Source organism: Salinibacter pepae, from assembly GCF_947077775.1.
GTDB lineage: Bacteria > Bacteroidota > Rhodothermia > Rhodothermales > Salinibacteraceae > Salinibacter > Salinibacter pepae.
On sequence record NZ_CAMTTE010000001.1, the window covers coordinates 26,611 to 51,570 of the forward strand.

At 58.9% G+C, this 24,960-nt stretch carries 21 protein-coding genes and 1 tRNA gene; 18 read left to right on the forward strand and 4 right to left on the reverse strand.

The features are described from left to right. The first annotated feature begins 226 nt into the window (after window positions 1-226). From alaS to OJA40_RS00155, 6 genes are all read left to right on the forward strand, one after another. Window positions 227-3,127: an alanine--tRNA ligase gene (gene alaS, locus OJA40_RS00130; protein ID WP_263809780.1), complete on the forward strand. Its 2,901-nt coding sequence runs from the start codon at window positions 227-229 to the stop codon at window positions 3,125-3,127. A 120-nt stretch (window positions 3,128-3,247) separates the two neighbouring features. Continuing rightward, window positions 3,248-3,336: transfer RNA gene (locus OJA40_RS00135), tRNA-Ser, on the forward strand. Between the two features lie 138 nt (window positions 3,337-3,474). Further along, window positions 3,475-4,617 carry a tyrosine-type recombinase/integrase gene (locus OJA40_RS00140; RefSeq protein WP_263809781.1) on the forward strand — a complete coding sequence of 381 codons (1,143 nt, stop codon included), beginning with the start codon at window positions 3,475-3,477 and terminating at the stop codon, window positions 4,615-4,617. A gap of 308 nt (window positions 4,618-4,925) precedes the next feature. Then, complete coding sequence (locus OJA40_RS00145) at window positions 4,926-5,156, forward strand: hypothetical protein (protein ID WP_263809782.1); 231 nt, start codon at window positions 4,926-4,928, stop codon at window positions 5,154-5,156. 159 nt (window positions 5,157-5,315) lie between these two features. Then, a complete protein-coding gene (locus tag OJA40_RS00150) occupies window positions 5,316-6,764 on the forward strand; it encodes an RNA-guided endonuclease InsQ/TnpB family protein (protein ID WP_263809783.1) in 1,449 nt (482 codons plus the stop codon). 443 nt (window positions 6,765-7,207) lie between these two features. Continuing rightward, on the forward strand, window positions 7,208-7,627 hold the full coding sequence (locus OJA40_RS00155) for a hypothetical protein (protein WP_263809784.1): 420 nt from the start codon (window positions 7,208-7,210) through the stop codon (window positions 7,625-7,627). Window positions 7,628-8,107: 480 nt separating this feature from the next. Here the strand turns inward: OJA40_RS00155 and OJA40_RS00160 are convergent, their stop codons facing one another. Next, window positions 8,108-8,284, reverse strand: coding sequence for a hypothetical protein (locus OJA40_RS00160; RefSeq protein ID WP_263809785.1), 177 nt, complete (start codon window positions 8,282-8,284; stop codon window positions 8,108-8,110). A gap of 916 nt (window positions 8,285-9,200) precedes the next feature. Here OJA40_RS00160 and OJA40_RS15530 point away from each other — a divergent pair. The 6 genes from OJA40_RS15530 to OJA40_RS00185 all read left to right on the forward strand — a co-directional run bounded on the left by OJA40_RS15530 (window position 9,201) and on the right by OJA40_RS00185 (window position 14,408). Then, window positions 9,201-9,395 (forward strand): helix-turn-helix domain-containing protein, encoded by a 195-nt coding sequence (locus tag OJA40_RS15530; protein WP_423816486.1) that lies wholly within the window; start codon window positions 9,201-9,203, stop codon window positions 9,393-9,395. Between the two features lie 61 nt (window positions 9,396-9,456). Next, on the forward strand, window positions 9,457-10,911 hold the full coding sequence (locus OJA40_RS00165; protein ID WP_263809786.1) for a DNA primase family protein: 1,455 nt from the start codon (window positions 9,457-9,459) through the stop codon (window positions 10,909-10,911). A gap of 708 nt (window positions 10,912-11,619) precedes the next feature. Then, entirely contained in the window at window positions 11,620-12,072 is a 453-nt protein-coding gene (locus tag OJA40_RS00170) for a hypothetical protein (RefSeq protein ID WP_263809787.1), read from the forward strand. A gap of 60 nt (window positions 12,073-12,132) precedes the next feature. Beyond that, complete coding sequence (locus OJA40_RS00175) at window positions 12,133-12,654, forward strand: hypothetical protein (protein ID WP_263809788.1); 522 nt, start codon at window positions 12,133-12,135, stop codon at window positions 12,652-12,654. Between the two features lie 219 nt (window positions 12,655-12,873). Next, on the forward strand, window positions 12,874-14,049 hold the full coding sequence (locus OJA40_RS15430) for a thermonuclease family protein (RefSeq protein ID WP_263809789.1): 1,176 nt from the start codon (window positions 12,874-12,876) through the stop codon (window positions 14,047-14,049). A 65-nt stretch (window positions 14,050-14,114) separates the two neighbouring features. Then, a complete protein-coding gene (locus tag OJA40_RS00185) occupies window positions 14,115-14,408 on the forward strand; it encodes a hypothetical protein (protein ID WP_263809790.1) in 294 nt (97 codons plus the stop codon). A gap of 260 nt (window positions 14,409-14,668) precedes the next feature. Here OJA40_RS00185 and OJA40_RS00190 read toward each other — a convergent pair whose 3' ends face one another. The 3 genes from OJA40_RS00190 to OJA40_RS00200 form a co-directional block, all read right to left on the reverse strand. Continuing rightward, window positions 14,669-15,262, reverse strand: a complete 594-nt coding sequence (locus OJA40_RS00190; RefSeq protein WP_263809791.1) for a TlpA family protein disulfide reductase — start codon at window positions 15,260-15,262, stop codon at window positions 14,669-14,671. Between the two features lie 622 nt (window positions 15,263-15,884). After that, window positions 15,885-16,343 (reverse strand): phage tail protein, encoded by a 459-nt coding sequence (locus tag OJA40_RS00195; protein ID WP_263809792.1) that lies wholly within the window; start codon window positions 16,341-16,343, stop codon window positions 15,885-15,887. Between the two features lie 11 nt (window positions 16,344-16,354). Next, window positions 16,355-16,699: a hypothetical protein gene (locus OJA40_RS00200; protein ID WP_263809793.1), complete on the reverse strand. Its 345-nt coding sequence runs from the start codon at window positions 16,697-16,699 to the stop codon at window positions 16,355-16,357. Window positions 16,700-17,074: 375 nt separating this feature from the next. Between OJA40_RS00200 and OJA40_RS00205 the strand changes: the two genes are divergently transcribed. From OJA40_RS00205 to OJA40_RS00230, 6 genes are all read left to right on the forward strand, one after another. Further along, entirely contained in the window at window positions 17,075-18,556 is a 1,482-nt protein-coding gene (locus OJA40_RS00205) for a type I restriction-modification system subunit M (RefSeq protein WP_272506862.1), read from the forward strand. After that, window positions 18,549-20,024: a restriction endonuclease subunit S gene (locus OJA40_RS00210; protein WP_263809795.1), complete on the forward strand. Its 1,476-nt coding sequence runs from the start codon at window positions 18,549-18,551 to the stop codon at window positions 20,022-20,024. The genes OJA40_RS00205 and OJA40_RS00210 overlap by 8 nt, the downstream gene beginning before the upstream one ends. Next, window positions 20,017-22,992, forward strand: coding sequence for a type I restriction endonuclease subunit R (locus tag OJA40_RS00215; protein WP_263809796.1), 2,976 nt, complete (start codon window positions 20,017-20,019; stop codon window positions 22,990-22,992). Before OJA40_RS00210 ends, OJA40_RS00215 begins: the two co-directional genes overlap by 8 nt. A gap of 11 nt (window positions 22,993-23,003) precedes the next feature. Next, window positions 23,004-23,726, forward strand: coding sequence for a M48 family metallopeptidase (locus OJA40_RS00220; RefSeq protein WP_263809797.1), 723 nt, complete (start codon window positions 23,004-23,006; stop codon window positions 23,724-23,726). A 24-nt stretch (window positions 23,727-23,750) separates the two neighbouring features. Continuing rightward, window positions 23,751-24,278 (forward strand): helix-turn-helix domain-containing protein, encoded by a 528-nt coding sequence (locus OJA40_RS00225; RefSeq protein WP_263809798.1) that lies wholly within the window; start codon window positions 23,751-23,753, stop codon window positions 24,276-24,278. Between the two features lie 155 nt (window positions 24,279-24,433). Then, window positions 24,434-24,889 carry a LexA family protein gene (locus tag OJA40_RS00230; RefSeq protein WP_263809799.1) on the forward strand — a complete coding sequence of 152 codons (456 nt, stop codon included), beginning with the start codon at window positions 24,434-24,436 and terminating at the stop codon, window positions 24,887-24,889. The last annotated feature ends 71 nt before the right edge of the window (window positions 24,890-24,960 follow it).

Below are 24,960 nucleotides of genomic sequence, written 5' to 3' on the forward strand. Positions count from 1 at the left end.
GGGAATCCTCGGCGACTTCAGCCGTACATACGGGCCCCTGATTTCCACACTCATGCGTGCTCTCGAAACTCGACCCCCACAGGCGTCCGTGACGGTGTGTGACCGTCGCTCCACGCGAGTGTTGGGAATTTCAACACCGGCTTTAACTTCGACAATCACTTGAAGTGCTCGGGCATGCGCCGCTGCCCCTGACTTTTGTACGACCCTCCCACTCAACCAAGACCGAATGCCCCACGCCCCGATGAACCCGCACCTCCAGTCGTCCGCCGATCCGTCCCGCTCCTCCGAAGAAATCCGCCAGGACTTTCTGCAGTTCTTTCAGGCGAAGGGCCACGAGGTCGTTTCCAGTGCGTCCCTCGTGCCGGAGGGGGACGGCACCCTGCTTTTCACAAATGCCGGGATGAACCAGTTCAAGGACGTGTTCCTCGGGACCGGCCAGCGGTCGTATGCACGGGCCGTCGACACGCAGAAGTGCCTGCGGGTCTCCGGCAAGCACAACGACCTGGAGGAGGTGGGGCACGACACGTACCACCACACCTTCTTCGAGATGCTGGGCAACTGGAGCTTCGGCGACTACTTCAAGGCCGAGGCCATCCGGTGGGCCTGGGAGCTCCTCGTGGAGCGGTGGGGCCTGGCGCCGGACCGACTGTACGCCACGGTGCACGAGGGCGACGATGACTTTGGCCTGTCGGCCGACGCGGAGGCGTACGACCTGTGGCTTTCGGAGACGCCCCTCCCGGAAGAGCGGGTCCTCTACGAACCGTCCAAGGAAAACTTCTGGATGATGGGCGACACCGGCCCCTGCGGTCCGTGCTCGGAACTTCACGTGGACCTGCGCCCCCCCGAGGCCCGACAAGAGACGCCGGGGCGGGAGCTGGTGAACGTCGACCACCCGCAGGTGATGGAGCTGTGGAATCTCGTCTTTATTCAGTACAACGCACAGACCGACGGCAGCCTGGAGCCGCTCGACGACCAGCACGTGGATACGGGGATGGGCTTTGAGCGGATGGTGGCCGTGCTGCAGGGCAAGGAATCGACGTACGACACGGACCTCTTCGCGCCGCTCCTGCAGGCGATGGCCGACCGTTCCCCGCGCGAGGAAATTCGGGGCTACGATGACCTGCACATCGAAGACGACGACGAGCACGAGCGGGTGCGCACTGCCCTCCGCGTGGTGGCCGATCACATCCGCGCCATCGCCTTCGCCATCTCCGACGGCGTGATGCCGAGCAACGAGGGGCGGGGATACGTCATCCGCCGCATCCTGCGCCGTGCCGTCCGCTACGGCTACCAGACCCTCGAGCTGGAGGAGCCGTTTCTGCACCGCCTCGTCGGCCCGCTGATTGAGAAGATGGGCGGCCCGTTCGACGGGCTCGCCGAGCAGCAGGAGTTTATCGAGCAGACGATCCGGTCCGAAGAGGAGAGCTTCCTGGAGACCCTGGGCACGGGCATCGAGTTCTTCGAGCGTGTGGTGCCCCACGTTGCCGACTTCCAAGACACGGACGGGGAGGCGAGCGACCGTCTTCTCGGCGCGCTTCGTGAGGACGCCCAGGCGATGGATCTGCTGGAGAAGGCGTACGTCGACACCGACGACGAGAACGACATCCTGCGCAGCTTTGCCCGTACGGCCCGCGGGGGGACGCTGCCGGGACAGATCGCGTTTCTCCTCCACGACACGTACGGATTCCCGATTGACCTCACGCGGCTCATGGCCCGCGAGCGCGACCTGGAGGTGGACATGGAGGGGTACGAAACCCTGATGGACCGGCAGCAGGAGCGTGCACGCGCCGCCTCCGACTTTGCGGTCGACCAGAGCGACGTACAGGCCTGGCAGTCGGTGTCGCAGGGAGAGGCGTCTGTCTTCGTCGGGTACGATCAGGCGTCCGTGGACGACGCCGAGATGCGTGCGGTGCGGGTGGTCGAGACCGACGAGGGCCAGCAGTACGAGGTGGAGTTGAGCCACACGCCCTTCTACGCCGAGGCGGGGGGACAGGTGGGGGACACCGGCACGCTTCGATTTGGGGACGAGTCGGTGCAGGTGCTCGACACACAGCGCGAGGGCGAGCGCATCGCGCACACGGTGGACACCCTGCCGGAGCCTCTGGACGGGCCGGTGGAGGCAGTGGTGGATGCGGAGCGCCGCGCCCACATTCGCGCCCATCACACCGCCACGCACCTGATGCACGCCGTCCTGCGCGAGACACTGGGGGAGCACGTGCAGCAGAAAGGATCGCTCGTGGCCCCGGACCGACTCCGATTCGACTTTAGCCACTTCGATGCGGTCGACGAGGATACCCTGCGTCACATCGAGCGTCGAGTGAACACCGTGATTCAACAAAACATCCCGAAGCAGGAGGCGCGCGACGTGCCCATCGACGAGGCGCTGGACCGCGGCGCGACGGCCCTGTTCGACGAGCAGTACGGGGACCGGGTGCGCGTCATCACCTTCGACCCGGACTTCTCCATGGAGTTGTGCGGGGGGACCCACGTTGACGCCACCGGTGAGATTGGGCTCTTCCGGTTCGTGTCCGAAGGCTCGGTCGCCTCGGGCGTGCGTCGCGTGGAGGCCGTGGCCGGGACGGCGGCGCTGGAGCACGTGGAGTCTGAGCTGGAGACGCTGGCGCGGGCGCGTCGGCAGTTTCGGTCGCTGCATACGTCCCTGCCGGAGGCCATCGCGGAGGTGCAGGAGGAGCGCGACCGCCTGGCGGGCGAGGTCGACCAGCTGCGCCGCGGCCAGCTTTCGGACCAGTTGGACGCCTTTATCGCCGAGAACGCAGCCTCAGTGGACGGGATCACGGTGGTTACCGGCCGGCTCGACCGGGCAAGCATGGACGACCTGCAGGAACTGGGCCAGCAGTTCCGCGACAAGCTGGGGGAGGGGGCTGTTGGGGTTCTCGGCAGTGTGGGGGAGGACGGAGAGAAGGCGTACGTGGTGGCCACCGTGGCCGATGACCTCGTCGACGACGGGGCGTTGCGGGCCGGAGATCTCGTCGGGACGCTGGGCGACCGGCTCGGTGGCGGCGGCGGCGGGCGCCCGTCCCTGGCGTCGGCCGGCGGGCGCGACCCCGAGGCCCTCGACACAGTGCTGGATGGCGTTCCGGCCCTCGTCCGCGATCGCTTGGAGTAGCTTCCGGCTTTGGAATTGTGGGGCGCCCCCCCGGCCCGGTTCACAGTGATTTAGCTGCGAGCGGCGCACGACCAGCGGAACGTGGCCCACGGCACGGTGTACGGCACTACCGGCATTCATGGTGGGGTGGCAGAGCCTGGTTGAATGCACCGGTCTCGAAAACCGGAGGGCCCTCACGGGTCCCGGGGGTTCAAATCCCTCCCCCACCGCTGCATGAAATGGCCTCTCAGAGCGTTCTGAGGGGCTTTTTGTGTTTCAGGAGTGGGTGGTGGCCACCGCCCCTCTTCCCTTCTTCAGGCGGGCTGATTGCTCGATTTGAGCAATAGTTGAGCAGTCAGCCCATTCTGATGGCTTCTTTGGTCGAGCAAAACGGGTACTATTACGCCCAATTCTACGAGTCCAGCCGATCCCCTCGGCGCAAGAAAGTCCCCCTCAAGACGAAGAAGAAACGCCCCGCCCGTCGCCTTCTGGGGCGCATGGAAGATAGGTACGCGACCGGGGAGTACGATCCCTGGACCGACGGCAGGCAGCATGAACTGTTTGGTTGGGAGCCCGAACCGAGTCGCAACCTTTCGACCCTCGGTGCTGCCCGAGAAGCGTTCCTGGAGGATCGGTCCCACCTACGGCCCGAAACCATTAGGACCTACGAGGAAGTCCTTCGTCTCTTCGTCGGCTTCCATGGGAAGAGCGCTTCCGTCCGCTCGTTGAAGGCCAGCGATATTGAGGCCTGGATCTCCAGCACGGACGAGCTGGCCGATGCCACGAAGCGGAAGTACGTCAAGCACGTGGGCTACCTCGTTCGATACCTGGTCGAGGAAGGGTGGATGGAGGAGGACATCACCAAAGAGGTGGACCTCCCGAAGGCCATCGAGCAGCCGCCACGGGCCCTTACCGAGAAGCACCAGCGAAAGCTGATCCAGGCTATCCAGGCCCACCATCAGTCCGGGGCCCGAGATGGCCGCTGCAACACGTACCCAGAGCTTCTGCTTCTGGTGCGTCTCAACCCTCTGATGGGGCTTCGCGCAAACGAGCTGATCCACCTTCGATGGAAGGACCGTGCCAGCGAGTCGGGCATGACCGTGGACCTCGAAGCGAAGACGGCTCACATCACCAACACCGCGGAGTTCACCACCAAGCCGGGACGGGGGCGTACGCTTCCTCTCCCGGACAGGGCCGTCAGATTGCTCGAGCAAGCTTCGGAGCATCGATTGGAGGGCTGCCCCTACGTATACCACACCGGCGGCGAGAAGCTTAAGTACTCGGCCCTGTCGCACGCCTTCTGCCGGTTCAGGAAGGCAGCGAGCCTTCCAGATTGGGTCCAGGTCCATTCGACACGCCACGCCTACGCAACCCGACTCGCACAAGCGGGAACCCCCATCAACGTCATCTCCCGGTTCATGGGGCACTCGTCCACCGCCGTCACTGAGCAGTACATGCACGCCAGCCCGAAGCAAGGCCATAGGCACGTGAACGACGCATTCGGAAGCTAACTGCGGGGTCTGGCAGAACGCCTTGTGGCTTCCATACCTGTTCTCAATGCCTCGACCATCCCTCGTATCTCCGACTGGGATCCATCAAAACACCAAGGGGCATGGGGCTTCCGTGCTGGCTCCCTGTGTACCGATCAACCCTGATGCGTAGGCGGGGCCGTATCTGATGGGCGTCGCTCTCGGGCGGATCTGGGGCCTCTGGTGGACAGCCGCCATCTTTCAGGCCAACCACGGCCTGGGTTGCAATTATGCGTCCCCAAGGTTTCTGTATCATCGAGCCAGCATGTCAATTCTTCTATCGGCCATTCATGAGCGATCGAAGCTGGATCAAGGTGGGCGAGGATCCCTACCGTTTCGAGTACGGGCGTGAAAACCCGAATCCGAACGGACCACCCATTATCGATCAGCTCGCGTACGTCGAGGAAGAAAAGCATTCGCCCTACTTCCATTGGGAGACCTACACCGACCATGAGAAGGGGGCAGCGCCAAGCCGGGAAGAAGCACAGGCGTCGGCGTTGGACGCGCTGCGCGACGAGTGAGGCGCTGTGGATGGACGGTACTGAATCGGTTGAGGCCGCCCCAATGATTTGCTCGATGAATGATTTGCTCGATGCAGGACAATAGAACTCGGTAGGGGGGCGGTGAAGCTGCCTCCATTTGTGGGATCCTCTGCTGCGAGTTAACTCCTTCATGCTGCTATGTACCTGACGAGAAAGAAAAAGCTGGGGCAATCTGAGAAGCTGGACGAGATCGCGCGGGCCTGTGGGGACGTGTGGACCGACACGGTGACGTGGTTTTGGCGAACGGTCAGTCGACAGGGTGTCTGGTTAAGTAAGAGCCAGATGATGCAGTGGATGTGTACCCGTAAGATCAACACCGAGAAGCAGAGCAACGTCTTTGAGCACCCCGATATGGAGGTGTTTGCGGGGAAACGGGAAAACCCCGCGGCCACGGTCGAAAGCCGGTATAACATCGCTCAGAACACCGCACAGAACGTCGTCAGGGAGTTCTTCAACGCCCTCGATTCCTGGCGTGAGCGAGACAAACCCGATGCCAAACCGCCGTTCAAACCGAAGCGACACTACAAGGCGAGCTGGAAATACACACAGATCAGGCTTCGAGATGACGGTGTACTGCGACTTTCAACGGGGAGGGGCAACGAACCCGTCCTGATCGATTGGCCACATCCGGAGCCCAAGCGCGTCGAGATTGGCTGGGATGGGGAGCAGTACGAGGCTCGCGTGCAGTATCCAGTAGAGCCTAATCGGGAACCGAAAGGAGACAAGGTGGCCGGAATTGATCTTGGAGAAGTGCACCTTGCGACGGCCACCACCGGGGAGAGAACCTGGCTCTTCAATGGGCGCCATCTGCGAAGCCTGCGCCGCTACCAGAACAAGACCAAGGCCACTCTGCAATCAAAGATTGACACCAAAGAGAAGGGATCGCGACGGTGGCAGAGGCTCGTCACCTCAAAGAAGAAACAGCTTTCGTCCCTTCGCAACCAGATCCGAGACGTCCTGCACAAGCTGTCGCGTCGGTTAGTGGAGACCCTGTATCAAGAGGGGGTGTCTACGCTGGTGGTCGGTGACGTGCGGGACATCCGTGACGGTTTGGACTACGGGGCGAAAGGCAACCAGCGCCTTCACCAGTGGGCCCATGGCGCGTTTCGGCACATGTTGACCTATAAAGCGGAGCTGGCGGGGATGGAGGTCGAGTTGGAGCCGGAGTGCGACACCACGAAAACGTGCCCGTCGTGTGGCACAAAAAATCCAACCAGGGGACGGAAGTACAGATGCTCCTCTTGCCACGCGGCGTTTCATCGAGACGAGGTGGGGGCGCTCAACATTAGAGAGAAGTATCTGGACGGAGACGGGTGGCAAGATGGCTACCTGTCGAGTCCAGTAGTTGCCGGTCAGGGCCTTACGGCTGCGCCTCCCGAGACATCGGACGAAACGGAGGCGCATAGCTCGCCGAGAGGCGGTAAGACCGACCAGCCTAGCCCCTTTGCGTCGGGCGAGGCTGCGGCACCCTCAGTGACGCGAGAAACCTCGCACGAGCGGGTCACGACCCATCCCGCAGGTGTGCGGTATCGGCCGCACATGGACTGCGGAGGGGACGGGTCCCCTGCCATTTCGTCGCAGGGGTGACCCCGCACACGCGGGGATGGTCCGATGTTCTGGTCGTCGGCATTGGAATCGGACTCGGTGACCCCGCACAGACGGGGATGGTCCTCAGGACAGTAATGGTAGGGCACTCTGGTCACGGTGACCTCGCACACGTTGGGGTAGTCTCTGGCCCTTGCGCTCACGCAGGACGTGGGCAATTGTGACCTTGCGCAAGCGGGGGTAATTTTGGGCAAGATGCGTGCACATGGCGCATATCTTTGTTTTTTTTTTTTTTCCGCTCCCATCCATGATACATGTGAATTGCGAGCGTGACGGAAGGCCAGTGTAGAGAAGGTATCTACAATTAATAAGAGGGCTTTCCGCCCCCCTTCAGCTTGGTTATTTTGACGAGTTATGTTAACGAAACGTGGAGATGAGGCTTTGGTACTGGGGCCACTGCCTTCCCCCCAAGATGCCCCGGCCCCATGAGCTACTATTTCTCCGCGTTCGGCTTGATGTACCTGTTGCCCATCGTGCTCGTCTACGGGCTTGTGTGGTACAAGCGGCCCCTGACGGCCGTGCTTGTGACCGTTTTCGCCATGAAGGCATTCTTTGAGGTGTTGACAGGCCACATGGTCAGCTATGCCGTGGGGGCGGTGCTGGGAGGGGCGGTGGCCCTTTCTTGGTCTGCCGGCCAATGGAAGTGGAACGCGGGTCTTTTTCTGCTGGGGGTCGGCCTCTTGTTTTGGGTAACACACTCCAACGGCGTGCTCTACGTCGCGGGGTCGCTCAATCCCCCTGCGGCCTACGGCATGACGGCGGGCGTCGGGATTGCCGTCCTGCGTGCTGGCTTCTACGGCGTGCTGCGCCTGTTGTCGAGCAAGGAAAAACCCCACCCCATTTAGGGGACGAAGCTTGAATGAGCCACACTCGCACGTACAGATCGGAGAGATCGTGGGCGGGATTGGCCTTCGCTGCTGACTCGGAAAAATCAGTCAGGCCCGTAAGGGTGGTTTCTGGCACCACTACCTGCTTGGGTGGATCCAACCACATCTTCGGGATGAAAACTTTCGCCCTGTCCAGAGGGGCGCTCCTGATACACGTCCCGTACACTTGAGTGCTGATCGACGGCGTTTGCCAGAAATGGGAGATCGACCCCGAACGCTGGGCCGAGATGCGAGAAAGGCCCGGCGTCGAGAACCAATCGCTCGTGCAGTCCGAGATGTTGCGTTCGAGTACCGGGGGCCGTCTGACCACCTGGTTCTTCAACTGCTCGTATGACGGACGAGTGAGCAGGAGCGGGACCCAGGTAAAGTGTGGTCCCTGCCCACGTGGTTTCAATATCCGCCGCCGCGTGGTGGGCGATCACGCGAGGTGGTTTTGGGCTACGCATCTTGCTCGTCACCGTGGCTGATCTCATTCAGCTTCGTCGCCCAGTGGTAGGGCCGGTGGAGCTGTCCTCGCTCCAGGCACTGGTCAAGCAGCCGCTGGATGCCTTCGCGAGTTGCCTGATCATCGGTTCTGGTTGCTTCCAGAGCAGATTCCTTCTTAAGCGCTTCCATCTCAATTTGGAGTCGGTACCTGGAAGGTTCGAGCGCTGACGGCAGGCAGAAAAGTCCCTGCATGAGCGCGCTTTCTCCAATCCCAGGCTGCGACCCAAGTTGTCAAGAGTTGCTACTCCGAGGTCAGGTAAACGCTTCCTCCAGGAAGGCTTCATTCAAAGTCGCACGCGAAAAGCCTCTCTATCGGATGGAGGGTCGCGCGGGAGGGGGGGTGAGTGAATAAGTCCGTCGAACCTATTGAGCCAGCCGTCACGGTGACCCGTCTCTGGTGGTATCTGTGGTCCAATGGCCTTTGGTGAGATCTGACCAGCTGCATAAGTTTATTAATAACAGACTATGCCGCGCGACAGCACCGCTATTGCGAGAATAGAAGGTGCATCTAAACAATTGGTCGGTTGTCAACCGGTAAGGGACAAGGCACAAATGCTAGGATTCTTAGGAGTTCAGGATTTTCAAAGAGCCGAGTTCTCTGAGCCAAGCGTCTTCTCTCTCAGGGTTGACCTCTCTCGATATAGAGAATCTCTGCGCACACAGATTCCCTGAGCACACAAGATCTGTCAGCTCTGATATTTTGTGGGCATTGAGATTCTCTCAGCAGAACCGTGCTCTCACAGTAGTATGTCTCTCTGGCGTGTGTTCTCTCCTCACCTCATATTACTAGGCAGAAATTTTTCTCTACGAGATTTATTCTCTCACAGAATTTGCCTCACATGCACATATAACATGAGAGAAAAAATATCTCAGTCTCACGTGAGAAAAGAAAAGTTATATGAGCACGCTTTTATGAAGTAATTGTGTATAGACATCGAATATGGTTAATAACGATGAAGATCGTGAAACCTAAACCGTTTCGATAGTAATAAGACGCAAGGTTTTAAAATATACGCTTTACCCACAGGAAATACTGGTTTTTACCATGAAGCAATCCAACCGACGGCCATCACATGACCTTTCCTTTCTCTCCCCGAAGGAAGTTGCCGATGAGTTAGGAGTTACGCCCCGGACAGTCTACAACTGGATCTATTCTGAGGAGATAGATGCCACTAAGATTGGTGGAGTATGGCGAATTTCTGCGACATCCCTCAGGCGTAGGATGGAAGAGGAGGGCTGAACACAGCGGTTCTTCTCATGACGAGAGAATTTGACTTGGCATCAAAAACCAAAAATCAGACATGAAGAATCCACCAACGAGTGTCGCCTCTGGGGACGGCCACAAGATGCCAGATCCTGAGTTAAGTGTGAGGCAGAGCAGTTCGGTCTCGCTGCTTGACTATCCTGATACGGATTCAGGTAATGCTGAACGTCTGGCGGCTCTATACAGCCATCAAATCTGCTATCGATACGATGGGGAATGCTGGCACATCTACGACCGAGAGGCTGGGGTGTGGGAAGAGGCCCAAGAGGACGAAATTAAAAGCTTTGCCCGTAGAACAGTAAGGCAATTTCGAAATGAGCTAGAGGCCATCCAGTGCCGTCCTGGAGATAGCAGGTTCGAGTTCGCTTTGAAGTCGGAAAATAGCTCTCGATTGAACAACCTCGTACGGGAGGCAAGAACACTCGCAAAACTGAGGGTCCCTTCTGAAGAGTTCGATGCTGATCCCTTACTTCTGAATACGCAGAACGGGGTGGTTGACCTCGAAACCGGGACGCTCCGTGAGCACACACCCGAAGATTTTTTCACACGGACCTGCGGTGCGAAGTATGTGGAAGGTTCCAATGCACCTAAATGGGAAGCATTTCTGCGCACCATCTTCGATGGCGACGAGGAGCTGGTTGACTACGTGCAACGGATAGCTGGCTACGCTTTGTCTGGCTTGGCGACCGAACAATGCATGTTCATTCTGAAAGGAGATGGGGCTAATGGCAAGTCCACCTTTCTCGAGGTCTTGAGGGCAGTACTCGGTGGCTACGCGGCCAACACGCCCGTTCAAACACTTCTTCCAGGGAGTAGGCAGGGACCCGACGCAGACTTAGCACGACTGCCGAACGTCCGTTTCTTGACAGTTAGCGAGATCGAGCGTGATGAAGAGCTCGTGGAATCAAGGGTAAAGCGTCTGACGGGTGAAGACCAGATGGCCGTCCGAGACTTGTACGAAGGATACTTTGAGTACACACCGGACTTCGCTCTCTTCATGGCTACTAATCACTGGCCGAAGGTGTCTGCCAACGATTATGCGTTTTGGCGCCGGATGCGTGTGATTCCTTTCTCGGTTCGAATACCAACTGCAAAGCGGAATCCCCATCTCAAGCGGGAACTGCTAAATGAGTCAGATGGAATATTGGCTTGGGCCGTAGACGGCTTCCGGAAGTGGAAGAATAATCCTCTTCAAAACGAGCCCTTAGCGTCAAAGCAGGAGAAAAATCGGTGGAAAGGTAAGATTGACCGGTGTGTCTCCACTTTTGTTTCGAGCTGTGTAGCTCGAAAAACCGGGGAGGATGTTCGCACTCGCCACGTGTACAATGCGTACGTCAATTATTGCTCAACCAGAGACATGGAGCCGCTGAGTCACAAGCAGCTCAACATGCGTATCGAGCACCACTTCGACGGGAGCATCTACAAGAAGCGGACAGGGGCGGGTGGAAGCGCTCATTGGATTGGACTCGAACTGTACGTAAGTGGTAAATAAGCGTGGGGCGGAGCGCGAGTGGAGGAGCTGAGGTAACTGAGCAGCGAATCTGAAAAAATACCTAGATACGAGTCCAACCCTCTTGCTTTTTCCATACATTGGCTCAGTTACCTCAGTTACCTCAGTAGAGAGTGAAGTTTGCTCAACAGACAAAGCGAAATCGAGATTTTTACTGCGGAGTTGGAGTGCGGAATATGTGTTCAACCCGACTCCGGGGTGTTTAAGGGGGGAGGGGGGTCCCCACGTTGAAAATCCACTCCTACGAGGAGAGGCAGCGTGTGGCCTCGTGCCCGCCCGGAGTCGGCCCCCTTTTGGGTCCGGAAGGTCCTCTCTTAGCTGCCTTCCGGCCATGCTTGGTCAGGGGGAGCTTGGGACTCCCTACAACGTAGAGCGCTGCGCATGTCCGGTAGCCACACCGAGCGCACGCGCGACTACGCCAGGCGTGGGAACGCAGCCTTGACACCACAGCCCTGGAACGGCGAAGATCGGGAGTAGAACCTCTCAGGTGGTGTCGAGGCTCTTTTTTTTTTGCGACACGCTCCGGAAACTCATTCCCATCAACAGCACAATAGGTCAGACTTTCAATAGGTCTTCCGTTGGGTCTCACGAATCAACAGTCCACCGCCCCTCCCTCCGAGGTTCCCTACAGGGTTTCAGGTGTGAGCTTGCAGTTGCGAGCCGCTGGGGGTATGCCTGCAGGGAAGGGCGGTGGCCTTCTCGGCGCTGGTGGTCGGCCACACGGTGTTTCTGGGCACCGCCGCCGAACTGCTCTACATGCCGGCCGCGTATCTGAACACGGGTCCGTCGTCGGGATTGCCCACAAACGCGACAATCGTTATCACCGCTGTCTACGTCGTATTTGTCGCCATAGGAACCTTCGGTGGGGGATGGAAAAGCGGGCTCAAGGGCCTCCTTGCGACTGGATGGGCAGCCTTCGAACAGGCGCTCGTTCTGGGGATCGTAATTGCCGGGTATGTCATCTGGATGATCTCTGCCCGTCTTGGGGGCGATTTCTCCCCTGGGGCGACCTTCAGTCTATCTGTCAGTGACACGACGGGCGACGCCACGGCAGTGGCCTTGCAGATTCTTCCCGCGGTGGCAATCTTGCTGATCCCCTTCGCCCTGCACGCGGGACTCGAGCTTTACTACAGGCGCAAGTAACCGTATTTTTGGTTTCAGTGGGGGATGCCTTTCACCCAAAGTGTCTCACGGATCTCATCTATGGAGCTTGAACTCCAATTCTCGAGCGATGAGCTTTCCTCCTGGGCAGATCGCTATGGCTATGCCACGCCGGAGGAAAACGCACGTGCTGCAGCAACGGGGAGGAAACTCGAAGAACAGGGCTACCCGACCCTCGACCAGCTGGCTCGCATCTGCGAATGGAAGACGCCAAGATCCCGATCACACGTCCAGAAAAACAGTGATTTCTTTGCGCGAGAGGTGACCCGCTCCTGTGTCACTTCGGATAGTGAACGGTTTCGGATCGAGGTTCTAACCCTACTGGATGGTGTGGCGTGGCCCACTGCCTCGGTCATCTTGCACTTCGGCCATCCAGACCCGTACCCGATCATCGACTACCGGGCGTTATGGAGCCTCAGGGTGGATGAACCGTCCCGATATACCTTTGACCTCTGGAGCCCGTACGTCCAGGCGTGCCGGGCGCTGTCCAAGAAGAGTGGATTGTCGATGCGTGAGGTCGACCAGGCGCTCTGGCAGTACTCGAAGGAAAAGCAGGAGAGCTGAGGAGATTGGCGCCTATCTACCGTAGCCGAGCAGAGGAGCTGAGTAAGAAGGATGGCATAGGAATGGTGGCACGGCCCAACCGGGGCTTGATTGCCCGCTGAGTGGATTTGCAAGGAAAGGGCAGTGGAGCGAACTGAACTGACCGATTCGAGTCGGCAGTGGCCATCGACCACAAAGCAGCCAGGTATTGTCTCTGTTATTGCAAGGTAAATTTTTGTCATGAACATCTTCAAGGGGACTCTCAAGACGGCCCTTCTAGCTTGCTTTCTTTTCTCGTCCCCAGTTGCTGAGGCGCAAGTTGAACCGGGGCAAACCTTTAGCGGCCTCGTTGTGGATGTCACAGACGGGGACACGTTCGATGTCCGGCGGTCGATCGGGGGTACGGTCACGATTCGATTACACGGGGTGGACGCCCCGGAGTCTGCTCAATCCTACGGCACGGCCGCCACCCGCGCCGCTCGGCAGTACGTGGGCGGGAAAAGCGTTCGGGTGTCCGTTGAGGAGATCGGCCGGTACGGGCGCGCTGTGGCCCGCCTAGAGGTGCAGGGTGGGGACCTTGGGGCCATGCTTATCCAGGACGGACTGGCGTGGCACTACGACCAGTATGCCCCGAACGAAACCGAGTATGCCCGTCTGGAGCGGCAGGCCCGGAATGCGAACCGTGGCCTCTGGTCACAGGCGAATCCAACGCCCCCGTGGGAGTGGAGAGATCGAAATTCGACATCGGAGACATCAGCGTCTGATCGGGATTGTTCGGACTTCGACACCCAACCAGAAGCGCAGCGCTTCTTCGAGCGTCATCAACCCGGAGACCCTCACGGATTGGATGGAGATGGTAATGGAGTGGCCTGCGAGAGTCTTCCTGGAGGCTCCTCGAATTCAAACGCCAGCGCCGCGGTGGCAAGTAGCTTGCTGAACGTCGCTGGCCGAGATGCTCGACAGGGTGGGGTTGGGGTGGATTGGCAGTTTGGACTCGGCATCGGCGGCTCGTCCCAGCTTTCAAGTTCTGCCGTATACGGGGTGGGCGGCGGGCCAGAAGTGCGGTGGGGGCGGTTCCGCTTTCCCGTCCACCTGAACCTCATGTTCGCATCCTACACGCCCAAAGGCTTCAGCTATGACGACGGCTCCGACCGGTGCCGCGGGCCGGGGGGACAGTTCGCCGAGGATAGTGAGTGTACCGCATTCAACACGTATGCCTGGGCGCGTGCCTCACTGATGTACGACGTTGCAGTGAAGCGCGGGGGGCGCACGAGGATCTATCTCGGAGCCGGTGGGGATGTAGGGTCGCTCGTGGGCGTCCACGGCACAGCAGGTCTCGTGCTGAATCGCACCTGGGGCGTTGAGCTACGGGCAGGACCAGATCAGGTGGTGGCCAGTGCCTCGGTCCTTTTCTGAACAGATTGGGTTTGAACAACCACGTCGGCCGTCTAACAGAATCGCTCATAAGAGTTCAGTCAACCATGTCCGTATCCGACGAACCAGCAGAGGGCGACGGAGCAGCTCGCGTGCCGCTCTCCGAAGCCATCACGGTTGTTCTCGATGTCTTGGACCAGTGTGCCGGTGACCTGTCGGCCGTCCGGCACCGGCTTCGCCAGAAAGAGATGCCAGACGAGTTGGATGTTGACGAATCTGATCTGCCGCGGCCTGCGGAGCAAGCCCGGCACATTGCTGCCCGCCTGGAGTCGTGCGCGGGGGCACTGCGGAACGCCAGCGGGGAGATCGGCGACCAGCCTGGACTATCCATGGGGGAGTAGTTCTTCGGGGGCGGCCAAGGAAACTGGAGACAAACATCGCTGTCCGAACATCGCAGTCCGACTATCCGAAGTCGCCTTAGACAGACTTCTGATCGCAATCTGGTAGCGCTGGTTGCTTGGGATTTCCCTGGCATTCGTAATCGGAGGGTGTGACAGCTCCGGATCTGAAGCTCCCCCGAAATCGCCGAACCCCACAAGCGGCGTACTCGGCCCTTTCTTCCGCCTCTACGCGATTGGATGTTCTTGGAAGCGGCTGGTGGTCATCCAGACCGGCGTCGTGAAAGGTGCTTGTTCAGCATCTCCAGAAGGTCGGTCGAATCTCCAGCCCTGATGATGGCGGCGACCTCTCCCTCCGGTCCGACGAGGGTCAGGTTCGGGAGTCCGCGCACCTGCATTGAGGCAGACTCGCTGGGCATACGGGCAAACTTGCTCCCAAATTTGCTCTGGAGTCCTTCGCTTACGAATGCGTGGCTCCCCGGCATCTCGCGTTTGTCCAGAAAGGTGGTTGCCTTCGACCGGGACCTATCGAACGAGACGTTTAAGATGGCGAGCCTCTCTTTAGAATAGCGTTGCCGCGCCTTCTGGAGATCGGGGATCTTCTCGATGCAAGGGGCGCACCACGTGGCCCAGAGGTTCAGCAGCACGTAGCGGCCTTCAAAATCCGAAGGGGTAACGGCTCGCCCCGAGTCCCGGAGCGCCTCAATCTCGAAGCCGGGGACCTCTTCTTCCACCTTCGCGGGCTCGGGTTGGGCTCTCGCTTCCAATGCCGTGAGACCGAGTAGCGGCATGGCCGATAGAGCAAGAATTAAAACCGACATCTTCAAGTGGCAGAGCTGTCTTGAAAGCACGTACATGCCATCAAGAGATGCTTCTTGGGGATGGGCAGAAGTGAAGATGCCCGGCGCCAAAGAAAAAGCCCACCGTCAGCGCGGGGCGGGGAGGGTGGTTGCGCTGCGGCGGGCCAAAGTCTTTCAGCAAATCGGGCTTATCAATATACCAAATCCAATCCCCGGGTTGTCAACAGGAAATGCGACGCTGGTGTAAGCCCGAAGCAAAAAAACCGTGAAGGCGTTTGGGCTGTCGTTAGATTCGGGGGTCGGGCTGTGTCTACTGAGTGCATGTCGGTCTAATGGTGGGGGACCGGCACGCCTCACTTCTAAGCGATCACTTCTCCACGGTGCCAAGTGAGCACCGACGCCCAGCTCCTGGTGGGGGCTGGGCGTTTTCTTTGTAGCAGCAACCGTCCCGCTTTCAATGACTGATCCGGAGCGAAAGCTTCTTCGCCGTTTTCTGCAGGCCGAGTGGGAAAAGACTAAGGCTGCCTACCGCGAGGCCGGGGCCCCGTTCGGGTGGGGACGCGGGCTGGACATCTGGGTCGAACACGGGCAACTGACGACGATGAATTGAGACCCCGTTCGAACCGTCTTTCGGTCAAGAGGGGTGTGTAGTGGATGCCCGTGAGTCTCAGGCGTATGACTACTCGAACTCAACGTCCAAGTCCTCAAATGCGAGTTCAAGAATTTCCATCACGACCCCATCGGAATCACCCTTTAAGTCAGAAAACGTATACCGCACCGGACGAGCGTTCGTGAGCTGCCACGCCACGGCGACGTTTTCACCACTCTCGTCGCGCAGTTCGATGACTACATCTTTCAGCGACTCGGCCTGCTTCCCGTTTCGCACCTCTTCAACCCATGCATAGAGATTATCTGCTTTGACCAGCCCTCGCTTGAGTACGGCATTGCTTACGTCGTAGTGGGCGTTGATCTTCCGGGGCCTGTTGCGTTTTTCGTTTCCATTTCGGTAGTCGAAGGTGTCCAATGTGAACTCCGGCATGATGATCTCTTGGAAACCGGAGGTGAAGTCTTCCCCCGAGTCCGCGTCGATTTTGACTCGGAAATTTCCGTTCGTGAACGGTCGAATGCGGTCTGGCATGACGATAGGGGTTATTGATAAGTTTGGGTCGTGCTGCCGTAGACTCTCAAGTCGTGCTCGATAGACCGCGAGAGGGTTGCGCCGGTGTCAGTCTCGAAGTGGATCACCGTCTCAATTTGAGTGGGGGCCTCTCGGTCGAAGTATTCCTGTACCGGGTCAAGAGGCGTACGAATCTCTTTTCCAGGGGGCAGGAACGACAGGCATCGGAAAAGTGAGAGGTCCGAAATGACTGTCTCTCCGTGAATACCGGAAATCTCTGGTTCGAACGATACAGAGACGTGGTGGGCGGGTCCAGTCCCAATGTTCTTGACGGCAATAAAAAGAGTCCTGTCGTGGCAGAGAAAGTCTACGATCACGTCCGGTACACTGAGATGGCGTCGGACGGAATATGCAAACTGAGAGATACCCACGACCCGCTTCTATCGAGCTGAGAAAGTAATTTTGCAAACTGAGTTTGAATAAAGTACTACCAGTCATGGCTAAATCCAAGCGTGGTGGGCGCGGGAGGGATTCAAATCTTCTGAGCAGCCCGCGTTCGAGGAAGCTGCGGTTGTCTTTAGCGAGCCCAATGCCTTCCTTCTTCATGGGGCGCAAACGCGATTTCCCACGTCAGCCCCTTCGAACAGGTGGACGCCACCGCCCCCTGAGCGCCCCTCACGAGCCCGCTACGGGACTTTCGCCCGCACCCTATGGACGACACTCAGCAGAACCTACCCTTCGAACGCGACCCGATGAGCCTGACCCTCGACGAGCTGGACAGTCACCTCTTCAAGTGCGCGGACATCATCCGAAATGCTGTCGACAAGACGGACTACAAGGACTTTATCCTGCCGCTGGTCTTCTACAAGACGATCAGCGACACCTACCAGGACCGCTTCGAGGAGGTGATGGACGAGGTGGGGGACGAGGAGATCGCCCGCGAGGAGGCCTGGTATGATTTCGTGGTGCCCGAAGAGCACAGCTGGGAGTCCCTGCGCCAGACCGGCACGAACGTGGACCAGGCGCTCAACGAGGCCTTCGACGCGATCGTGAAGGCGAACCCAAGCAAGCTAGAAGGTGTCTTTCGGGCCGACTTCGTGGACGCCGATGCCCTTGATGACGGCCGCTTGAGCAAGCTCGTAGAGCACCTTTCGACCTACAACCTGTCGGCGAAGCGGGTGCCCCCGGACATGCTCGGGGAGGCCTACATGGACCTCGTGCGCCACTTCGCTAACGAGGAAGGGCGCGACGGTGGGGAGTTCTTCACGCCGCCGAAGATCGTCCAATTGATGGTGCGGCTGGTGGCCCCCTTTGAGGACGGGGATCGCTTCCACGACCCCACATGTGGCTCTGGGGGCCTACTGGTCGAGGCAGCCCACTACTTCCGCGACGAGCAAGGTGGGGACCCGTCCCGCCTGGAACTGACGGGGCAGGAATTGAACCCCGACATCGCGGCCATAGCGAAGATGAACCTGTTCATCCACGGCTATAACGGCGCCATCGAGCGAGAGGACTCCCTCGGCGCCCCGGCCTTTACGGAGAACGGGCACCTGGAGCAGTTTGACCACGTGCTGGCCAACTTTCCTTTCTCTGCAGACTGGCCCAAAAGCGACCTGCAAGACGATGCCTACGGCCGCTTCGACTGGCACGAGAAGCTCCCACGGGCCGACCGTGGGGACTACGCCTTCATCATGCACATGGCGAACCAGCTGAATAGCAGCGGCAAGGCGGCCATCGTCATTCCCCACGGCGTGCTCTTCCGCAAGTACGAGGGCCGCTACCGGGAGCCGATGCTGCAAGACGATCTCGTGGAAGCGGTAATCGGCCTGCCGGAGAATCTCTTCCAGAATAACTCGATTCCGAGCGCCATCCTGCTCTTAAACCGTGACAAGTCGCCTGAGCGGGAGGGTGAGGTGCTCTTCGTCCACGCCGCTGACGAGGCGTTCTACAAGGAACTCTCCAACCAGAACGAGCTCACGGAAAAGGGCATCGACCACATTGTCCAGAAATTCAACGAGTGGACCACGGAGGAGCGGGTGAGCCGCGCGGTGCCGATCGGGGAAATCCGGGAGAACGACTATAACTTGAACATCGCCCTCTACGTGGACACTACGGAGCCGGAGGAGCCGATTGACGTGGCGGAGGAGCTGACAAAGCTTAGAGAATTACAGGCGGAGCGCAACGAGATCGAGTCTCAGTTGACCGACTACATGGAGGCCCTTGGCTATGAGTGATGACTTGGATTTTGACATGGATGTTGTCGAGGAAGATGAGCTCGATGAGATGGGTGCCGATGGTGCGTTGAGCCCGAAAGAAGACTTTCGTTCCGAGGCAAGTAGGGAAGAATCGGACACAGGTACTAACGAAACTGATGATGCTGAGTCTATTTCCTCCCGCATGGGTTCACTGGCAACCGACTCTGATCGAGAGGTTTTTGGATTGGGTTCGGTTCCAGAGGAATGGGATATGAGCTCTTTGCCGAGTGTTGTCGAAATCGAGATGGGCAGTTCGCCCCCGTCCTCAACCTACAATGAGCAAGAAGAGGGCCTCCCGTTTTATCAGGGCAACGCAGATTTCGGCCATATGAGGCCGAAGGTGTCGACGTGGTGCTCTGATCCTGTCAAGACCGCCGACAAAGACGATGTGCTGATCAGCATTCGAGCACCCGTCGGTGATCTCAACATTGCCGATGAGCACTGCTGCATAGGTCGAGGACTCGCCGCACTCCGTCCAAAAGAGGTGAATGGACTCTATCTCTTTTACGGACTTGCTCAGAGATCACGCTGGCTTTCTCGGCTTGCGTCTGGAAGCACATTTAAGTCTGTATCGAGCGCGGATTTGGAGAAAGTCGATCTACCGGTCCCCCCCCTCCCCGAGCAGCGCAAGATCGCCAGCGTCCTCTACGCGGTCGACCAGGCGATCCAGAAGACGGAGGCGATCATTGAGCAGGCCCAGCGAGTGAAGCGGGGGGTCGTGCAAAAGCTGCTGAATGGCGAAGCAGGAGAGGATCTTGAGGAAAAGAAAGAATTCAGGTTGGGGCCGAAATTGAAGAGCCTACCGTCGAATTGGGAAGTCACTCCACTTGAGCAGGTGGCTGAGGTGAGCGGGGGAAAGAGGCTTCCTAAAGGACATGATTACGCCGATAAAAAGACAGCGCATCCATACCTGCGAGTGACGGACATGAAGGGGGGGAGTATCGATCCTGAAGAGCTTGAGTATCTAAAGGAAGAGACATATCAAAAAATAAGCAGGTACACGATATCGACAAATGATGTCTATATCTCAATTGCAGGGACTATTGGTGTCGCAGGAGTGATCCCAGAAGAGCTGGATGGAGCTAATCTCACGGAGAATGCCGCGAGAATACACGGTCTAGACGGAGTGAAAAAAGATTATCTTTCCATCTATCTACAATCGAAATTTGGTCAAGATGAGGTGTATCGGATGACTGTGGGATCATCCCAACCAAAATTATCCCTTTTTCGGATCAAGCGTCTTGAGGTCGTCCTGCCTCCACTTGACTTGCAGAAACGAATAGCCTCTGTAGTAGAAAGATTTGATCAGCGAATCTCTTCTGAGCAGAAGTTGGCCAATCACCTTCGTAGTCTGAAGAAAGGCCTCATGCAGGATCTCCTGACCGGTGAGGTGCGGACCGCCGACAAGGCCATTGACGTGCTTGATGAGGTGGTCGAGCATGGCTGACGAGGTGTCTGCCAGTGTGCCGACCGAGAGTGGGGTCGAGCAGTCCGTCTTACGGTGGCTTCGGGACCTCCCTGGGCCGCATCAGTGGTCCGTGTATGGCTTCGACGGTGAGGAGGGAGCCGCTGCCCTCGACCGAAAATATGGACGTGGCAAGGGGGAGGTCGTCTACTGGGAGCTCCTCCGCGAGAAGCTGATCGAGATCAACGAGCCTGTCAACGAGGGCAACGTCGATCGCCTGCTCAACTCCCTCCGACGCGACTTCGATGAAGCGGAGCTGATGGCGGGCAACCGGCACCTCCAGACGCTCCTGCGGCGCGGGAAGAAGTTCAACGCCAAGCACGGGAACGGCACGAAGAAGCCCGTCTACGTCCGTCTCGTCGACTTTGACCGCCCCGAGCGGAACTCATTTGTCGCCGTCAACCAGATGCGCTTCGTCCGCGGGGCGTCGGTGCGGCCCGACGTGACGCTTCTGGTCAACGGCCTCCCGCTGGTCCACATGGAGATCAAGTCCCTGGCGCAGGACAATGACTGGACGGATGCGACCAGTGACCTGCGCGAGTACGAGAAGGACACGCCGCGGCTTTTCTTCCCCACCCTTCTCAACGTAGCCGCCGATACCCAGTCCTTCCGCTACGGGGCCGTGGGGGCGAAGCCGGGATTCTACTTCCCTTGGAGCAAGGCCCCGCTCAAGTACCAGGATGATAACGACCTGAAACAGGCCACCCAGGCCCTCCTCAATCCCCGGACGCTGCTGGACATTGCTCTCAACTACGTTTTCTACGAAGAGAAGGAGGGTGGGACGGCCAAGATCGTCCCACGTCACATGCAGTACTACGCGGTACGGCGGCTCCTTGAGCGCATCCGAGAGGGGGAGAAGAAGCGGGGTCTCATCTGGCACACCCAGGGCAGTGGCAAGTCCTTCGCGATGCTTTACGCCGCGAAGAACCTGCTTGAGAGGTCGGTGCTGGGAAGCCCACAGATCTTCCTCATCGTTGACACCGATAAGCTGGCGACCCAGATGGGGAATACCCTCTCTGCAATCGGCTTCGAGCGGTCGGTGGTGGCTGATAGCATCGACCACCTGCAGCGCCTGATCGAGCAGGGACAAAGCCAGCTCGTCCTCACCACGATTCAGAAATTCCAAGACGTTGCCACTGCCCGACAGGGCAACGACGAAGTAGTGGTGATGGCAGATGAGGCGCATCGGTTTATGGAGCGCCGCCTCGGCAACAACTTGGAGGCCGCGATGCCGGACGCCTACCACTTCGGCTTCACCGGAACGCCGGTGCACGAGGGGGAGAGCGACGTGGCCCGATCGACCTTCCGCAACTACTGTCCCGACGGGGAGCCGCCGCTTCACCACTACTCGATCCGCGACGGCATCGAGGATGAGGTGATCCTTCCGGTCTACTTCACGCTGCGGCACAAGGCGGAGTGGAACGTCGACGAGGCGGCTATGGACGATGCCTTCGACCTGGAGCTTGGCCACCTGTCGGAGGAGGAGAAGATGAAGGTCGTGCGGGAGGCGCTCACCCCGACGGACCTCGGGGAGTTTGAGTCTCGCATCGAGGTCTACGCGGGAGAGGTGATCGACCACTACGAAAAGCAGGTTGAGCCGAATGGATGGAAGGGGATGGTGGTGGCCCCGAGCCGCAAGTCCGCGGCCCTGTACGGCACGAAGCTACAAGAGCGGCGTCCCGACGGGGACGTGGAGGTGCTTTACACAGAAGGGGATGACGACGAGGAATTGCTCAGCCAGTTTCACACGACCTCGGAGGAGCGGGACGATATCATTTCCCGGTTCAAGGACGAGGCTCAGCCGAAGCTCCTGGTGGTCCACAACATGCTGCTTACCGGCTTCGATGCGCCGGTGCTCAAGACGATGTATCTTGACCGAAGACTGAAGGACCACACGCTCCTGCAGGCGATCGCCCGCACGAACCGCCCTGCCGACGGTAAGACCAATGGCGAGATCGTCGACTTCCAGGGTGTATTCGAGAACCTGGACGATGCCCTCTCCTACGACGCGGAAACCCGCGACTTCGCCGCGCAGGACAAGGACCGCCTGTTCGAGGACTTCGAAGAGCAGCTGGAAAAGATGTGGTCCCTGTTCGAGGGGGTGCCCAGGACCGATCGTCAGGAGGCCGTGAGCGAGGCGCTCGCAAGGGTGAGCAAACACCCCCAGAAGCGGGAGTTCAAACGGGGCTTCAAGCGCCTTCAGGACCTTTACGAAAGCCTCTCCCCGGACGGGCGCCTATCGGAGGAAGAGGTCGAACGGAAGTACCAGTGGCTCTCCCACATCTGGGTCGCGTTTCGCCGCGCCAACCGGGAGCCCGATCCCGAGAAGGAGGTCCGCGAGAAGACGCGGGAGATCGTCGAGAAGCATGTCGACGTGACCGGGGTGAAGGAGGACTTCCCGATCTACAAGGTGGGGGAGGAGCACCTGGAGGCCATCGAAGAACAAGAGCCCGCCGCACAGGCCAGCTCCATTGCCCACGCGGTGAAGGCCCACGTGCGGCCCCGCGTCGATCAGAACCCCCGCTACGAGGCCCTGAGCGAGCGGGTCCAAGAAGTGCTACACCAGTGGCAAACCAAAAACATGTCCGACCCCGAAGCGGTGGAGGCCCTGCGGCAGGTCGAGCGGGACGTGCTTGACGTGGAGGCCACCGCCGAGGAGAAAGGGCTGGGGGAGGCCGAGCACGCCCTGTTTGCCCTGCTGGAAGGCGACTACGGGCTCTCCGAGGAAGATGCGGGGCCTTTGTCCCAGTCCGTTGCTCACCGCATCGAAACGGAAGTGGATACCAGCTATCCTGGCTGGCAGCGCAATGAGAAGGCCCGTAAGGCGATCAAGCAGGAGATCATGCGGGCCCTCATCAACGAGGGCGAAACCGATTTGATCAAGGCAGGCTTCCCCGAGGAGGCCCTCAGCTACATCATCGCCAACTACACCGACGGACGTTCAGCGTAATCTCTCCGACCATGCCGACGGCCGAGCGTACGGTTACCATTCAAGGAGAGGCAGTGGCCTATGAGGTCCGCCGTAGCGAAGAGGCTAGCCAGGTCCGCATCGACGCCGGGCTGGATGGGATTACGCTTATCGTGCCGGAAGGGCGCGACGTGAACACCGACGACGTGATGCTCCAGAAGGGCGACTGGGTGCTGAAGCAACGGGACCGCTTTGCCCGTTACCGGGACCAGATGCCCGAGCGGCGGTTCGAGGAAGGGGAGACGTTTCCGGTGCTTGGAACCGAAAGGGAAGTGGTCGTCAGAAACGTTCTCTTCTCCCACATCACCGAAAAGAAGATCCGCCTTGACTCGTCTCGTGTTAAAGCGACTTCGATCAAGGGCGAGTTGGAGCGTCTCTATCGGGAGGAGGCCCGCAACTACTTCACGGAGCGGGCCAAGTACTTCTCCGAGGTGGTGGGCGTGGGCTACGAGCAGATCCAGATCCGCAACCAGAAGACCCGCTGGGGCAGCTATTCCCAACGAACCGGGACACTAAGCCTCAACTTTCGGCTGCTGATGGCCTCGCCCGACGTGATCGACTACGTAATCGTCCATGAGCTTGCCCACGCCGAGCATCCGAACCACGGCCTCCGTTTCTGGCGACTCGTAGAGCAACATGTGCCCGACTACGAAGCCAAAAACGAGTGGCTTAAAGAGAACGGTACACGTCTCATCTTTGATGGATCTGCTGTATAAGAGGCGGAATCATTCACAACCAACATGTCAGAGGAGCACGACATGCCAGAGCAGCGTGCGTTTTCACCAGGAGAGGTTGCAACGATGCTGGGCATAGACCCCACCACGGTCTCCTCTCTGATCACAAGTGGAGAGCTTGGAAGTAAGGCGATTGGCGATGACCGGCGGATATTTCTGTCGGATCTGGAAGATTACCTCGGAGTGAAGAGGGCTCATTCTCTCGTCCGCGATATTAATTCCGATGACGGAGAAGCCAGAAAAGGTACTCCTGAAGGCAGTATCGATTTCGAAGTAATACGCGACAGTGGCAATCACAGCAATCGTGCTCGAGCATACGAGGCGGTGGTACGGAAGTGGCGTGAGATCGATGAAGATGAGAAGGCAATCGTGCTCGCAGACTTGTCAGAGAACGATGTTCAGAACATCAAAGATCTCCTATACCGCCGGATCGGAAAAGAGAACATAATTATCCGCACGGCAGAGCAAGAAGACAGCACATTCAAAGCAGTCGTCAGTGCTCGGGAAGATAGTGAGTACCTACGCGAGGAGTAGGTTTAAGCAAGAGGTTCAGCAGCGGACTCGACGGAAACTGAGAGGAAGTGGCACTGGACTGGCCTTCCTCTGGCCCGCAGATACATGTTTGAAATATGTGTGCTGGTTGCTATAATGGGGGTGTCCCGCTTCTGACCAGTAACCGACCAGCACACATGGCCCATTCAGGTTCCGACCACGGCCTCGTCGCCACTGCCGTCCGCAAGGCCCGCCGCGGAAAAGAAACTACTCTGCCGCTCTATCAGTCGCGGGTCCCGGCTGGATTTCCGTCGCCGGCAGATGATCACGTAGAGACCGCTCTCGACCTCAGCGCGGAGCCCATTGAGAAAGAAGAGTCAACCTTTTTCGTTCGCGTGGCGGGTGACTCGATGACGGAAGCAGGGATTCACGACGGCGACATCCTGGTGGTAGATCGGTCGATTGAGCCGGAGGATGGCTCGGTTGTGGTAGCGGCCTTAGATGGGGAGTTGACGGTCAAACGATACGAGGTACGTTCCGGCTATCCATATCTGATGCCGGAGGCAGATGGGTATGACCCGATCCCAATTCGGAACGGCCAGGAGCTGGTCGTATGGGGCGTTGTGCGGCACGTGGTCCATGAGGTGTCGTAGGGGGTCGCCTTGCATTTTCGACGCCTTGTCGGGCCCCGTGGAGGCCCACAGCGACTGTCTGCCTCATGTCT

What these genes read in the sequence shown, in the direction of transcription:
- alaS (WP_263809780.1), top strand. Translation starts at nt 227, where the DNA reads ATGCCCCACGCCCCGATGAACCCGCACCTCCAGTCGTCCGCCGATCCG.
- OJA40_RS00140 (WP_263809781.1), top strand. Translation starts at nt 3,475, where the DNA reads ATGGCTTCTTTGGTCGAGCAAAACGGGTACTATTACGCCCAATTCTAC.
- OJA40_RS00145 (WP_263809782.1), top strand. Translation starts at nt 4,926, where the DNA reads ATGAGCGATCGAAGCTGGATCAAGGTGGGCGAGGATCCCTACCGTTTC.
- OJA40_RS00150 (WP_263809783.1), top strand. Translation starts at nt 5,316, where the DNA reads ATGTACCTGACGAGAAAGAAAAAGCTGGGGCAATCTGAGAAGCTGGAC.
- OJA40_RS00155 (WP_263809784.1), top strand. Translation starts at nt 7,208, where the DNA reads ATGAGCTACTATTTCTCCGCGTTCGGCTTGATGTACCTGTTGCCCATC.
- OJA40_RS00160 (WP_263809785.1), bottom strand. Translation starts at nt 8,284, where the DNA reads ATGGAAGCGCTTAAGAAGGAATCTGCTCTGGAAGCAACCAGAACCGAT.
- OJA40_RS15530 (WP_423816486.1), top strand. Translation starts at nt 9,201, where the DNA reads ATGAAGCAATCCAACCGACGGCCATCACATGACCTTTCCTTTCTCTCC.
- OJA40_RS00165 (WP_263809786.1), top strand. Translation starts at nt 9,457, where the DNA reads ATGAAGAATCCACCAACGAGTGTCGCCTCTGGGGACGGCCACAAGATG.
- OJA40_RS00175 (WP_263809788.1), top strand. Translation starts at nt 12,133, where the DNA reads ATGGAGCTTGAACTCCAATTCTCGAGCGATGAGCTTTCCTCCTGGGCA.
- OJA40_RS15430 (WP_263809789.1), top strand. Translation starts at nt 12,874, where the DNA reads ATGAACATCTTCAAGGGGACTCTCAAGACGGCCCTTCTAGCTTGCTTT.
- OJA40_RS00185 (WP_263809790.1), top strand. Translation starts at nt 14,115, where the DNA reads ATGTCCGTATCCGACGAACCAGCAGAGGGCGACGGAGCAGCTCGCGTG.
- OJA40_RS00190 (WP_263809791.1), bottom strand. Translation starts at nt 15,262, where the DNA reads ATGTACGTGCTTTCAAGACAGCTCTGCCACTTGAAGATGTCGGTTTTA.
- OJA40_RS00195 (WP_263809792.1), bottom strand. Translation starts at nt 16,343, where the DNA reads ATGCCAGACCGCATTCGACCGTTCACGAACGGAAATTTCCGAGTCAAA.
- OJA40_RS00205 (WP_272506862.1), top strand. Translation starts at nt 17,075, where the DNA reads ATGAGCCTGACCCTCGACGAGCTGGACAGTCACCTCTTCAAGTGCGCG.
- OJA40_RS00210 (WP_263809795.1), top strand. Translation starts at nt 18,549, where the DNA reads ATGAGTGATGACTTGGATTTTGACATGGATGTTGTCGAGGAAGATGAG.
- OJA40_RS00215 (WP_263809796.1), top strand. Translation starts at nt 20,017, where the DNA reads ATGGCTGACGAGGTGTCTGCCAGTGTGCCGACCGAGAGTGGGGTCGAG.
- OJA40_RS00220 (WP_263809797.1), top strand. Translation starts at nt 23,004, where the DNA reads ATGCCGACGGCCGAGCGTACGGTTACCATTCAAGGAGAGGCAGTGGCC.
- OJA40_RS00225 (WP_263809798.1), top strand. Translation starts at nt 23,751, where the DNA reads ATGTCAGAGGAGCACGACATGCCAGAGCAGCGTGCGTTTTCACCAGGA.
- OJA40_RS00230 (WP_263809799.1), top strand. Translation starts at nt 24,434, where the DNA reads ATGGCCCATTCAGGTTCCGACCACGGCCTCGTCGCCACTGCCGTCCGC.